This is a genomic window from Microbacterium sp. SZ1 (genome assembly GCF_002362255.1).
Taxonomy (GTDB): domain Bacteria; phylum Actinomycetota; class Actinomycetes; order Actinomycetales; family Microbacteriaceae; genus Microbacterium.
Genome location: NZ_LPVV01000012.1, coordinates 190,672 through 203,255 on the forward strand (window position 1 = coordinate 190,672; position 12,584 = coordinate 203,255).

Here is a 12,584-nt window from a genome sequence, read left to right on the forward strand (position 1 = left end):
CTTACGGAAGGCGGAATCGCGGTGCAACAGGATCGCACACATGACGATCAGAGGCTGACGACGCCGGGGGCGAACAAGGGCCTCCTCGAAGTCTTCCGACAGCGGCATCTCCTGTCCCTCATCGTTCGCAAGGAGATCCAGATCCGGTACCGCGGGTCGGTCCTCGGCTGGTTGTGGTCGTATGTGAAGCCGCTCGTGCAGTTCGTGGTCTTCTTCGTCGCGATCGGCGTGTTCCTCGGGTTGAACGACCGCGTCGACTTCTTTCCGATCTACCTGCTCTCCGGGATCACGGTCGTCACGTTCTTCAACGAGGCCTTCTCGAACGGCACGCGATCGCTGGTCGACAACGCACCGCTCATCAAGAAGATCTATCTGCCGCGAGAGATGTTCCCCATCGCCAGCATGCTGATCGCTGCAGTGAACACCGTCCCTCAGATCATCGTCGTCGTCGTGATCTCTTTGTTCTTCGGCTGGTCGCCGACGTTCGCCTCTTTCGCCGCGATCCTGCTCGCGTTGGTCATCGTCGCCGTCCTCGCGAGCGGCCTGGGCCTGTTCTTCGGTTCCATCAACGTCACCTTCCGCGATGCGCAGAGCTTCGTCGAGATCATCGTGATGGTCGCCATCTGGGCGTCCCCTGTCATGTACGAGTGGACGCAGGTCGCGCGCGTGGTGCCGGAATGGCTGTTCGTCCTCTACAGGCTGAACCCGATCACGGCGGCAGTCGAGCTCTTCCACTACGGCATCTGGGCGCCGCTGGGACCCGACAACGCGTCTCCCATCCCCGATGTCTGGATGTTCGGGCTGCTCGCCCTCGTGACGTCGCTCATCGCCCTGGCCATCGGCCAGCTCGTCTTCCGCCGACTGGAGGGTCGTTTTGCCCAAGACCTCTGACGCAGCCTCGCTGCCCCGCATCGTCGTCGACGACGTCCACAAGAACTTCAAGCTCCGGCATACGCACTCCATCAAGGAGACAGCGCTCGCTGCCGTGCGGCGCAAGCCCCTGACGACCGACTTCCACGCGCTCGACGGCGTCTCCTTCGAGATCGGAGTCGGTGAGGCGGTCGCCTTGCTGGGATACAACGGTTCCGGCAAGTCCACGATGCTCAAGCTCATCTCCGGCGTGCTCGCGCCCGATTCGGGTTCCGTGCTCACTCGAGGCAGGGTCGCCGGACTGATCGAGGTCGGAGCCGGCTTCCACCCCGATCTCTCAGGCCGGGAGAACATCTTCCTCAACGCCGCCATTCTCGGCATGAGCAAGAAGGAGACCGAGGAACGGTACGAGGAGATCGTCGCTTTCAGTGAGATCGAGCAGTTCATCGACACGGAGGTGAAGCACTACTCCTCCGGAATGTTCCTCCGACTCGCCTTCTCAGTCGCAATCCACACTGAGATGGATGTCCTGCTGATCGACGAGATCCTCTCCGTCGGCGACGAGCCCTTCCAGAAGAAGTGTCTGGCGCGGGTTCGGGAGCTGCACGCCCAGGGAAAGACCCTCGTCGTCGTCAGTCATGACCTCGACATGGTCTCCAAGCTCTGCGACCGAGGGATTCTTCTTCAGAAGGGCAAGCTGCGATTCGACGGCGCGACGACGGAGGCCGTTCAGCTCATGCGCTCGTGAGCTGAACGGGCTCGCGAAGACCGAGGTCACAGGTCGGCGTGCAGCCCCCAGACGCGTTCGCCGGCGCCATGCCAGGAGAACGCGCGCGAGCGATCTGCGGCCAGCACGCTGAGGCGTCGGGCGCCGGATCCCGTCGCGTCCACGACGGCATCCTCGATGTCATCCTGGGCGACGATCGTGCCTCCGTCGGCGACCACATCGCGATGCACTCCGGTGTCGAGCGCGACGACCGGCACCCCCAGCGTCATGGCCTCCACCGCACGCCAGGGCCACGCCGCGACGTCGTCCGTTGCGACGAAGGCCGAGGCGCCGGCGAGCACGGCCGCCCGATCCTCCGCGGGGAGGGCGGGGCGGACGCGGGCCCGAGCCTCAGGGAGACCGGCGGCGGCCGCGATCTCCGCCAACCTGGGCTCCGCCCCCTCCACTGCATCCAGCACCACGGCATCCGCGCCCGCGGCGACGGCCGCCCGGAAACCCGCCTCGATGGTCGCCGGCCGTCCGGTGACGACGATGTAGCGGTCGGGGATCAACAGGGCCTTGCGGCGCGCGGCTGCGTCGAGCGGGACGACGAACCCGGACGGCGCCGCTCCGGGGATCACCCGGATCCGCTCCCCCAGCTTGGCGATCTCCGCGAGTCGCGCGCCGATCGAGTGCGTGGGCACGACGACCGCGTCCGCGTGCTTCACCGCGCGCTTGAGCATCGCACGGTTCCACGAGACCGCGGATTTCGTCAATGTCTCCGGGGCGTCCCATGCCCTGAGGTCCCACAGCGTGACCGTCGTCTGATCGTTGTCGTGCACCCGGTCGTGACGGACCAGGGGCGCCATCAGCGACGCGGAGTGGATGAGACCGCCGCCGACTCCCGGCACGATCCCCATCTGCCAGGATGCCGAGAGCTCCCTGCGCGCCAGCGACAGCCGGTGCACGGCGGCGAGTCCGGGCACCGCGGCCTCGCTCTGCGCGGGGACGATCGCTTCGACATCGCACCCTGACGGCGCCGTGTCGACGAGCGCGCGCGCGAGGTCGAGCGCCGCCCAGGCCTGGTCCTGGTCCACGACATGCGCCAGTTGATCCAGAACCACGCGCAGTCGAGCACCCATACGACCAGCGTAATCTCCGGGCCTGCCGAATCCCGGAGGCAGCGCGGAGCGACGCCGATATGCCGCACATGCTTGAATGCAGGGGTGAGTGACGGACGCCTGCCGGTACGTCGCCGATGGTTGCGGTGGACCGTCGGCGTGATCCTGACCCTTCTCGTGCTCGCGGTCGGGTGGGTGACCGTGCGCGGCATCGGCGCCGTGACCGATCTGCAGCAGGTCTCCACGTCCGCCACGCAGCTGAAGGCCGCGATCGGCGACGGCGACCTGGAGCGGGCGACCAGGGTCTCCGACCGCATCGCCCATCACGCGGAGTCCGCGCACGAACTCACCTCCGATCCCGTCTGGCAGGCGTTCGGCGTGCTCCCCTGGATCGGCCCGAACTTCAGGGCGGTCAGCGATGTCGCCGACATCGCTGACGATGTCGCGTCGAAGGCGCTGGTGCCGGTCCTGGACGTCGCCGGCACGCTCGATCTCGCGAGCCTCGGCTTCTCCGGCGGACGGATCGACCTCGCACCCTTCGCCGCGATCGAACCGCCCCTGGCCGACGCGTCCGCCGCGTTGAGCACCGCTGAGGATCGCGCGCTGGCGATCGACGCGGGTGCGACGCTTCCTCCGCTGGCCGACGCGGTCGGCGAGATGCGGTCGGCCGTCACCCAGGCGGCGACGGTCGTCGGCTCGCTGCACGGCGCAGCCGCGCTGCTGCCGAGCATGCTCGGCGCCGAGGGCCCGAGGAACTATGTCGTCGCGATGCAGAACAACGCGGAACTGCGCTCCTCTGGCGGGATCATCGGTGCCATCGCCCTGCTGCACGCGGAGAACGGTCAGATCAGCCTCGTCCAGCAGGCCTCGACGATGGACTTCCCGGCGCTCGCCGAGTCGCTGCCATTGAGCGAATCCACCGTCGCCCTCTTCGAGGACCGTCCTGGTCGCTACCTGCAGAACATCACGAGCATCCCCGACTTCACCGAGGCGGGGTCCCTCGTCGCCGCCAGGTGGCAGCAGCGTTTCGGGACGCCCGTCGACGGAGTGATCGCCGTGGACGCGGTCACGACCGAGAACCTCCTCGCCGCAACAGGACCTCTCACGTTCGGCCCCTTCGCCGTCACCGAGGACGATGTCGTGAGCCTCCTGCTCTCCGGTATCTACACGGCGGTCCCCGACCCGGCTGCGCAGGACCAGATCTTCGCCCAGGCGGCCGGTGCACTGTTCGGAGCAGCGCTGTCCGGAACCGATCCCAAGGCCCTCGTCGCCGCTCTCGCCGCATCGGCCGAGCAGGATCGGATCCGCATCTGGAGCGCTCACGAGGACGAGGAGGCCTTCCTCGCGGGAACGGCTCTCGGCGGCGCGCTCCCCCGCGACGACGCGACGAGTCATGTGGGTGTGCTCTTCAACGACACCACCGGCGCCAAGATGGACTACTACACCGACGCGACCATCACGACCGCCGTCGGGCGCTGCGACGGCGAGCCGACGACGCGGGTGAGCGTGACCTGGACCAACAACGCACCGGCGGATGCCGGAACGGCCCTCCCGGCGTACGTCACGGGAGGAGGGACGTACGGCGTCGAACCCGGCACGGTGCGCACCCTCATCACGGTGTACGGCCCGGAGGGCGCGACGCCGTCTCTCGTGGACCGCGAGGGCGGCGGCGAGGACGACGACGTGCAGACGGCCCTGCTCGGAACGCGCTCGGCGGTGCAGCAGGAGCTGCTGCTCGCTCCCGGCGAATCGGCCACGATCACGGTGGACTTCCAGGGAGAGGGCGCCGGCGAACGGCTGACGGAGGTCGAGCACACGCCGATGATCCGGAATCCCGAGATGTCTCGCGAAGAACTTGTTTGCACTCCGTGACTTTCGTCGAAGCATGATGTAGTCTCGAGTCCATTGGGGAATAACTGGGTTCGCCGATCCTGTCGTGGGGACAGGATGAGCCCACGCAATCGGATGCAGGGGTGTGTCCGGATGCGATTCCGCGTGAATTTCTGGGGAGAATCATGCTGAAGAAACTGGCTGCCATCAGCCTGACCGCTGGCGCACTCGTGCTCATCGCACCCGTTGCCGCCTCCGCCGCACCGAGCGGGTCCGACTCGTACGCAGACACGCCGCGCGTGTCCGTCGGCGACCCGGTCATCGACATCTGCGAGGTGTCCACCGTCGTCTTCGGCCCCGGCTACTTCCAGCCGTCCGAGAACGTGGGCGTGTCCGTGTCGGGTGCCAACGCCGGCGCTGCCGCGGTCTCGGGCAACACAGCCGCCGCCGACGGCAGCCTGCTGCTGACCTTCCGCCCGCCGTCCGACGGAGAGGGCTCGTACTCGCTCGCCTTCTCGGGCTCGAGGTCGTACACCGCGCTCATCACGGTGTCGCACGGGCACGATGCGGCGGCGAGCTGTGACCACGATCCCGGCGTCGTCGCCGCAGGAACCGAGATGCCGCTCACGGGCGACGGACTGGAGCTGGCGCTCACCGGTGGCAGCGTGTCACCGTGGCTGCTCGGCGCAGGTGCCGCTGCCTTCCTCGGCGGTGGTGCACTCGTGGCCACCGGGATCGTCCGCCGCAAGCGCGCCTGATCCGCTCACGCACGCGGGCACCTTGACGCACGCGTGCCGAGATCAGATTCCCGCCCCGCGGGAATCGACTGGGCGACGGTGATCCCTCCCCCTCCGATCACCGTCGCCTGGCGAATCCGGTCCTGAACCGGAAGGCCCACGGCCGTCCTCTCACTCCCGGGAGCCGGCCGTGGGCTTATTCATCGTCACGGGAGATCGCCCCGTGCCCGAGACCCGCTCAGGGAGCGGGAGTCGGGGTCGGGGTAGGCGGATGCAGCGTCTGCTGGACGAGCTCGTGGATGTAGCCGTAGTCCGGCGAGTGCTCGTCGATGCCGTTCTCCGGTGTGAGCTCGATCGTCGTGACCGTCTGCTCCTTCGCCTTCGTCATCAGGTCGAAGAACTCCGGCAGCTTGTCCTGTGGAAGATCGGTGCTGATGAGCGCCGTTCCCGCCGCAGCGACCTCGTTGAACCGCGTCAGCACGGTCTGCGGAGTGAACTGCGCGAGGATCGCCTCCTGCAGCTCGCGCTGCCGCTTCATGCGGTCCCAGTCACTGGTCGTATAGCGCGAGCGCGCGTACCACTGGGCTGTGTCGCCGTCCATGTGCTGCTGCCCCGGCTCGATCCAGCCGATCGCCCAGGCATCGACGTCGTGCGGGTCGACGCCGTCCGGCGGACCGCCCTTCGGCAGTCTCTCGGTGACGTTGATGTCCACGCCGCCGAGAGCGTCGACGAGGGCGGCGAAGCCGTGCATGTCGACGAACACGTAGTACGGGATCTCGATGCCGAGCACGCCCTCCGCAGCATCCTTCGTCGCCTCGATGCCGGGATCGGAGCCGTGGGCCGCCGCATCCGGGTACAGGCTCTTGCCGCCGTCCTCTCGACAGATCTCCGCCGCGTTACGGACGTGGTTCATCCAGCCGTTCCAGCCGCACGAGTTCGAGCTGTGCCCCTCGAAGCCGTTCGGGTACAGCGCCTGCATCGGGCTGCCGTCGCTGAACGGCGCGTTCGGCAGCTCGCGAGGAATACCCGTGATGGTTACCGCCCCGGTGTCGGCGTTGACCGACACCACGGAGATGCTGTCGAACCGCATCGAGTCACGTCCGTCGCCGCTGTCGGCTCCGAGCAGCAGGATGTTGTAGTACCCGTCGCTCGGCGGCAGGCTCGGCCCGCTCTGACCGAAGATCGTCGAGATGGTGTTCCGGGCCGAGCCCACGATGGACGATGCGTAGGCAGTCGACCCGCCGACGAGTCCGAGGATCAGGAGTGCGACGAGCGGGATCGCGAACTTCGACGGTCCGGGAATCCGCACCAGCCTCACGATGCGCAGAGCGTCGAACGTCAACACGATCCACAGCAGGATGTACGCGATGAGCAGCACTTGGACGATCGTGAGGATCACGGCCGAGATCCACCCGCCGCCGACCGTGAGCCAGAGGAAGACCGGGCGTGCGAAGAGCGCGAGGCCCACCGTCACCACGACGAGGAACCACGACAACAGCGTCGCGCCGAGGCCGAAACGACCGAGCTTCCGGTTGCCGGCGACCACCTGCGCTGAGCCGGGGATCAGAACGTTCAGGAGAACGATCCACCACCCGCGCTTCGCCATCATGCCGGCATCCGCGGTGTCGGGATTCCGCATGGGGCGCGTCTCGATGAGCGGTCGCGCCGCACCACGCGGCGGCGCAAGGGTCACAGCGAACCCTTCAGCCGCTCGTTCTTCTCCTCGACCTGCGCTTCGAGGTCGAGGGCGTACGCCTCGACGCGGTCGGCGAGGTCGTCGTCGGACGTCCCGAGGATGCGTACCGCGAGGAGGCCGGCGTTCTTCGCCCCGCCGATCGACACCGTGGCCACCGGGATGCCGGCCGGCATCTGCACGATCGACAGCAGCGAATCCATGCCGTCCAGGTACGCGAGCGGGACGGGGACGCCGATGACGGGTAGCGCCGTCATCGAGGCGAGCATCCCGGGCAGATGCGCGGCGCCGCCGGCGCCCGCGATGATCACCCTGATGCCGCGGCCGCGTGCCTCGCGCGCGTACTGCATCAGCTTGTCGGGGGTGCGGTGAGCCGAGACGACCTCGACCTCGTGCGGGATGCCGAAGCCGCTGAGCGCCTGAGAAGCGTCGCTCATCACACGCCAGTCCGAGTCGGAACCCATGACGACGCCGACCAGTGGAGCGGCAGAGGAGTGCAGTGGCTCAGTCACCCACTCAGGCTACGGTCTACGGCTGGGAGATCCCCCGAACGGCACGCGAGGAACACCGAGCCACTGCGCCTCAGTCGAAGTGGGCTGCCGCCGCCCTGGCGACGTACACGACGTCGTCGAGGTCGTCGCCCGACACGTTCACGTGGCCGACCTTTCGGCCGGGACGCGGGTCCTTGCCATAGGTGTGGATCTTCGCCGAGGGGTGCTCGATCATGGCTCCGGCGAAACGCTCCCCGATCGTGCCCTCCTGGGGGCCGCCGAGGATGTTGACCATGACCGACCACGGCGAGCGGGGCCCCGGGTCGCCGAGGGGCAGGTCGGCGACAGCCCGGAGGTGCTGCTCGAACTGACCGGTCACGGCACCGTCCTGGCTCCAGTGGCCGCTGTTGTGCGGGCGCATGGCGAGCTCGTTCACGAGGATCCGCTCATCATCGGTCTCGAAGAGCTCGACCGCGAGCATGCCGGTGACACCGAGCCCTTCGGCGATCTTCCGCCCGATGCCCTCCGCCACCCGCACGAGGCGGTCGGCGGCCGCCGGCGCGGGGGCGATCACCTCGGCGCACACCCCTTCGCGCTGCACGGTCTCCACGACGGGATAGGCGACCATGTCGCCGCTCGGACGTCGCGCCACCTGCTGTGCGAGCTCGCGGACGAACCCGACGAGCTCCTCCACGAGCAGCGCCTCGCCGTCCGCCAGAGCATCCAGCCAGTCCTGCGCCTCGTCCGCCGCACGTACGACGCGCACGCCCTTGCCGTCATAGCCGCCGCGCGGAGTCTTGACCACGCCGCGCCCGTCGTGGGCGTCGAGGAAGGCCTGGAGCTCGGCCGCGTCGCGCGCGGGCGCCCAGTCGGGCTGCGGCACGCCCAGTTCGGCGAGGCGCGAACGCATCACGAGCTTGTCCTGCGCGAACTGCAGAGCGTCCGGTCCTGGATGCACCTCGACCCCTTCGGCGACGAGCGCACGGAGGATCTCCTGCGGCACGTGCTCGTGGTCGAACGTGACGACATCGACATCCTTGACGAACTCCCTGACGGTGTCGAGGTCGCGATAGTCGCCGACGGCCGTGGCCGCGAGCTGGGCCGACATGCCCTCGTTCTCGGCGAGGACCCGCAGGTCGAGTCCGAGTTCGACCGCCGGAGCGATCATCATCCTGGCCAGCTGGCCTCCACCGATCACGCCTACGCGCAGCGCCATGTGCCGCCTCCATTCGTCGGGACCATTCTTCCGCATCCGCGCGACCTCATTCACACGGGTGCGGGCGGTCCGCTCAGAAGGCGGAGGTACCGTCCTGCCCGGACTGCGCGTCGCGGTGGGCGAGGATCTGGCTGACCTCGATCTGGTCGGCGAGCGTCTCGTGCACCAGCCGGACGTTCGGCACGTTCGCGAGTCGGAGCGGCGCGTCGACGCCGTTCGAGAGCGTGATGGTTCCCGCTCCCCACAGCCTCTGCAGGGCCCCGCGCCGTACGCCGATCGTGTAACCCCGCGCGTGCGACATCTCCTGTCGATTGCGTGCGCCGATGCCGTGGTGCACGATCACCCGCCGCGTCGTCACGGTGACGGTGCGCGACCACCAGACGATCCACGGGATCACGACGAGCAGTAGGGTCAGAGCGCCCGCGGCGCTCAGCAGCATCCAGTTCTCGAACGGCTCGGGGAGGTTGTCGAAGAAGTACCCAGTGCCGCCGAAGACCCCGATGAGCACGAGGGCCGACCAGGTCAACCGGCGCGCGTGACCGCGGAAGCGCGCGATGAGCAGTTCCTCCGACGGCACACCGGGAGGCGGCATCGTCGGCCGGCCGCCGAGTGTCACGGGCTGGGTCACCCCTCCATTGTGCCCGCGATCACGGACAATCCCGCTCTCCCGTGACTCCGCGTGTCAGCGCTGAGCTGGGCGGACATGCACGACGTCGCCCGCGGACACCGCATGGGTGTCAGCGCCGACACGGACGACGAGCCGCCCATCCTCGTCGATCGTCTCGGCCTTGCCCTCGAGGAACCTGTCCCCCGGCAGCGAGACCCGCACGTCGAGACCGATCGTCACGCACCGCTCGACGACGGCGGCGTGAAGTCCGCTCGACACCGCGTCACCGGACTCCGCGAGCGCATCGATCCAGGCCGACAGCCGCTCGAGGTAGGTCGCGAGCAGGCGGTCGACATCGACGGTCGACCCCAGGGCCGCGAAGGACGTCGCGGTGGGTACGGGCAGTTCGGCCTCCGTCATCGCGGTGTTCACGCCACTCCCGACGATCACGGCGTCGCCCGCGCCCTCGGCGAGGATGCCGCAGATCTTGCGTCCGTCGACGAGCACGTCGTTCGGCCACTTCACCGCGACCGCGTGGTCGGCGAGCTGCGCGGCGACCGCGTCCACCATCGCCGCACCCGCCGCCAGCGGGATCCAGCCGCGCGCGCTCGGAATGTCGGGGAGACGACGCAGCACGACCGACGCGGCGAGCGCCGTCCCGGCGGGAGCGGACCAGGTGCGGTCGAGCCGGCCGCGCCCGGCGGTCTGGTTCTCGGTCAGCAGCACGGACAGGTGCGGCCAGCCGTCGGTATCCGTCGCGAACATCCGCAGCGCCGCGTTGGTCGAGCCGACCTCATCGAGCTCTTCGACGCGTGACGCTATCTCGCGAGTGCGCTGCAAATCCACGGTCAGAGCTCCTCGTCGGCCTCGTCGTCATCGTCGTCCTCGTCACCCCGGACGACACCGATCTCCCGCGCCTGCCACTCGTCCCACTCGGACATGAGCCGTTCGATGGCGGCGTGGAACTTCGCGGTCGCGACGCCGGGGGTCGTGTCGCCGAAGTAGTGCTGCACCCACATGCGCAGACGCGCGATCGCCGCCTCGTCGGCACGCACCCGCTCCACGTGGCCGAGGATGTCGCTCGCGGCATCCGCGTCGAGCCACTCGCAGTCGGAGAGGTAGCCGCTCGTGTCGACCTCCGCGCGGTCGTCGGCGGGCCGCGTGATCATCAGCGGCTTCCCCACGGCCAGGCGGTCGTAGACCATCGCGGAGATGTCGACCACGGCGACGTCGGCCGCCGCGAGCTGCCAACCGAGCTCCGCACCGTCGTCGTAGACGTGCTGGGCTCCGGGATCGGCGCTGTTCGCGGCGGAGATGGCCGCCAGGATGCGACGATGCGCCGCACCGTACTCCGGGTCGACCACACCGCTCCGGGGATGGGGCCGGTAGATGAGACGGTGCGTCCTCGACGCCAGCACGGCGGCGGTGAGGGCCTCGCCGTGCGAGGCGATGGAGCCGTAGTGGGCGCTCGGGCGGTCGCCCTCCCAGGTCGGGGCGTACAGGACCACCGTGCGGTCGTCGGCGGCGTACGGCAGGTCACCCGAGTAGTGGTCGGCCTGCGGACGCCCGATCTCGATGGTCCGGCGATCGATGTCGTAGTCCCAGAGCGTGCGGTCGAGCCTGTCGCGGGCGGCCTGACCGGCGACCAGGGCGTAGTCGTACGCCTTGTACTGGTTCGTGGTCATGTACATCTTGTCGGACTCGCCGTGGTTGATGAACACGTGCCAGCGACGCCCGTACCGGAACATCTGGAAGTTGCGAGTGTTCTGATTCACGTAGAGGACAACCCGGATGTCCTGCGTCGCGACGAAGCGCTCCAGATCCCGCACGGTCGGAACGAAGGCCACGGGCGGGGCATCCTCGTCCAGAAGCTTGTCGGCGCCGGTCGCCGCACGAGAGAGGACGACGACGGGCCAGCGCTTCGAGAGCTCGCCGAGCGGACGGTACCACTGGCGCATCTGGTACATGTTCACGTCGCCGTCGGCGAAGTACACGGCCACCTGGTAGTGGCCGGCCGGGTGCGGGTCGCGCTCGGCCAGCCGGCGCCGAACCCTCTGCACGGCCTTCCGGGAGGCGAGCGCGCGCTTGAGCAGTCGGTAGGCCTTCTTCGCGTCGGAGAGTGCACCCATCCCTCCAGGATACCGAGTGGCGTCGGCCCGCCCCGCCCTGCCGAAGTCCCGAACGGCGACGCATCAGGGAACGGTCGAGCGCTCGTGCCATGATCATGGTGTGCCACACAGAGACGACGACGCCACAGGGGCAGGGGTGTCGTTCGTCATGCCCGTGCTGAACGAACGCGACTATCTCGAGCACGCCGTCGGCTCGGTGCTCTCGCAGGAGCTGGCGGTGCCGGCCGAGCTCGTGCTCGCACTGGGCCCGTCGAGCGACGGCACGACCGAGCTGGCGAAGCGTCTCGCCGCCGCCGACGACCGCATCCGCCTCGTCGACAACCCGGAGGCGCACATCCCCGTCGGCCTCAACGCCGCAATCCGCGCCAGCCGCTACGACACCGTCATCCGGGTCGACGCACACTCCGAGCTGTCGCCGGGATACGCCGCGCGCGCCCTCGCGACCTTGCAGCGCACCGGCGCCGCCAACGTCGGCGGCGTCATGCACGCCGACGGCCGTACACCGTTCCAGAAGGCCGTCGCGCGGCTGTACAACTCCCCCGTCGGCCTGGGCGGCGGCGCCTATCACGGGGGAACGCGGGAAGGCGAGGCAGAGTCCGCCTACCTCGGCGTCATGCGCCGCGCCGTGGTCGAAGAGGTCGGCTTCTTCGACGAGTCGATCCGCCGCGGAGAGGACTGGGAACTCAACCTCCGCATCCGCCAGGCCGGACACCTCGTATGGTTCGATCCGCAGCTGTCGGTGACGTATTGGCCGCGGGAGAGCTGGATCCGCCTGGCGCGGCAGTTCCGTGCGACCGGCGCGTGGCGGGGCGAGCTCGTCCGTCGGTTCGGGCGGCGCAACGGCATCCGTTTCTTCGCTCCGCCCGCTCTCGTCGCCATCGTCGCCGCGGCACTCGTTCTCGCCGGGCTGCAGGTGACGGGCGTCGTCGGTCAGGCGCTCTCCTGGGTGCTCTCCGCTCTGCTGTACCTGCCCCTGCTCGCCTACGTGCTGCTCGTGCTGGCCGTGGCCGCGCTCCCGGGCGGCGGCGGGCCGCGTCAACGGATGTGGACGGCCATCGTGATGCCGACCATGCACCTCTCCTGGGGAATCGGCTTCCTCGGTGGAGTGCTGCGCGGCGCGCGCGACACCGTCGACGCGTCGAGACTGGGCACCAGGAACACGCCACTCCCCTGACGCCCGTCCC

12 protein-coding genes are annotated in these 12,584 nt (G+C 68.8%); 5 read left to right on the forward strand and 7 right to left on the reverse strand.

What is annotated here, in order from left to right:
* The first annotated feature begins 21 nt into the window (after positions 1–21).
* Positions 22–891 (forward strand): ABC transporter permease, encoded by an 870-nt coding sequence (locus AUC47_RS08605; RefSeq protein ID WP_096714792.1) that lies wholly within the window; start codon positions 22–24, stop codon positions 889–891.
* Positions 875–1,618 carry an ABC transporter ATP-binding protein gene (locus AUC47_RS08610; protein ID WP_096714793.1) on the forward strand — a complete coding sequence of 248 codons (744 nt, stop codon included), beginning with the start codon at positions 875–877 and terminating at the stop codon, positions 1,616–1,618. Before AUC47_RS08605 ends, AUC47_RS08610 begins: the two co-directional genes overlap by 17 nt.
* Positions 1,619–1,644: 26 nt before the next feature.
* Here AUC47_RS08610 and AUC47_RS08615 read toward each other — a convergent pair whose 3' ends face one another.
* A complete protein-coding gene (locus AUC47_RS08615) occupies positions 1,645–2,718 on the reverse strand; it encodes a glycosyltransferase (protein WP_096714794.1) in 1,074 nt (357 codons plus the stop codon).
* 84 nt (positions 2,719–2,802) lie between these two features.
* Here AUC47_RS08615 and AUC47_RS08620 point away from each other — a divergent pair, with 84 nt between their 5' ends.
* The gene (locus AUC47_RS08620; RefSeq protein ID WP_096714795.1) at positions 2,803–4,569 is read left to right on the forward strand and encodes a DUF4012 domain-containing protein; all 1,767 of its coding nucleotides are present in this window, start codon (positions 2,803–2,805) and stop codon (positions 4,567–4,569) included.
* A gap of 143 nt (positions 4,570–4,712) precedes the next feature.
* On the forward strand, positions 4,713–5,285 hold the full coding sequence (locus AUC47_RS08625; protein WP_096714796.1) for a hypothetical protein: 573 nt from the start codon (positions 4,713–4,715) through the stop codon (positions 5,283–5,285).
* A gap of 217 nt (positions 5,286–5,502) precedes the next feature.
* On the opposite strand, the gene AUC47_RS08630 is transcribed toward AUC47_RS08625, so the two are convergent.
* From AUC47_RS08630 to AUC47_RS08655, 6 genes are all read right to left on the reverse strand, one after another.
* Positions 5,503–6,957: an LCP family protein gene (locus tag AUC47_RS08630; protein ID WP_256999491.1), complete on the reverse strand. Its 1,455-nt coding sequence runs from the start codon at positions 6,955–6,957 to the stop codon at positions 5,503–5,505.
* Entirely contained in the window at positions 6,954–7,421 is a 468-nt protein-coding gene (gene purE, locus AUC47_RS08635; RefSeq protein ID WP_096714798.1) for a 5-(carboxyamino)imidazole ribonucleotide mutase, read from the reverse strand. Before purE ends, AUC47_RS08630 begins: the two co-directional genes overlap by 4 nt.
* Before the next feature lie 118 nt (positions 7,422–7,539).
* Positions 7,540–8,664 (reverse strand): 5-(carboxyamino)imidazole ribonucleotide synthase, encoded by a 1,125-nt coding sequence (locus AUC47_RS08640; RefSeq protein ID WP_096714799.1) that lies wholly within the window; start codon positions 8,662–8,664, stop codon positions 7,540–7,542.
* Between the two features lie 73 nt (positions 8,665–8,737).
* On the reverse strand, positions 8,738–9,292 hold the full coding sequence (locus AUC47_RS08645; protein ID WP_256999492.1) for a PH domain-containing protein: 555 nt from the start codon (positions 9,290–9,292) through the stop codon (positions 8,738–8,740).
* Between the two features lie 54 nt (positions 9,293–9,346).
* The gene (locus AUC47_RS08650; protein ID WP_256999493.1) at positions 9,347–10,117 is read right to left on the reverse strand and encodes a biotin--[acetyl-CoA-carboxylase] ligase; all 771 of its coding nucleotides are present in this window, start codon (positions 10,115–10,117) and stop codon (positions 9,347–9,349) included.
* Between the two features lie 2 nt (positions 10,118–10,119).
* Positions 10,120–11,400, reverse strand: a complete 1,281-nt coding sequence (locus AUC47_RS08655; RefSeq protein ID WP_096714800.1) for a CDP-glycerol glycerophosphotransferase family protein — start codon at positions 11,398–11,400, stop codon at positions 10,120–10,122.
* Between the two features lie 148 nt (positions 11,401–11,548).
* On the opposite strand from AUC47_RS08655, the gene AUC47_RS08660 reads away from it, so the two are divergent.
* Positions 11,549–12,574, forward strand: a complete 1,026-nt coding sequence (locus tag AUC47_RS08660; protein WP_096714867.1) for a glycosyltransferase — start codon at positions 11,549–11,551, stop codon at positions 12,572–12,574.
* Positions 12,575–12,584 lie beyond the last annotated feature (10 nt).

What these genes read in the sequence shown, in the direction of transcription:
- AUC47_RS08615 (WP_096714794.1), bottom strand. Translation starts at nt 2,718, where the DNA reads ATGGGTGCTCGACTGCGCGTGGTTCTGGATCAACTGGCGCATGTCGTG.
- AUC47_RS08625 (WP_096714796.1), top strand. Translation starts at nt 4,713, where the DNA reads ATGCTGAAGAAACTGGCTGCCATCAGCCTGACCGCTGGCGCACTCGTG.
- purE (WP_096714798.1), bottom strand. Translation starts at nt 7,421, where the DNA reads ATGGGTTCCGACTCGGACTGGCGTGTGATGAGCGACGCTTCTCAGGCG.
- AUC47_RS08640 (WP_096714799.1), bottom strand. Translation starts at nt 8,664, where the DNA reads ATGGCGCTGCGCGTAGGCGTGATCGGTGGAGGCCAGCTGGCCAGGATG.
- AUC47_RS08655 (WP_096714800.1), bottom strand. Translation starts at nt 11,400, where the DNA reads ATGGGTGCACTCTCCGACGCGAAGAAGGCCTACCGACTGCTCAAGCGC.
- AUC47_RS08660 (WP_096714867.1), top strand. Translation starts at nt 11,549, where the DNA reads ATGCCCGTGCTGAACGAACGCGACTATCTCGAGCACGCCGTCGGCTCG.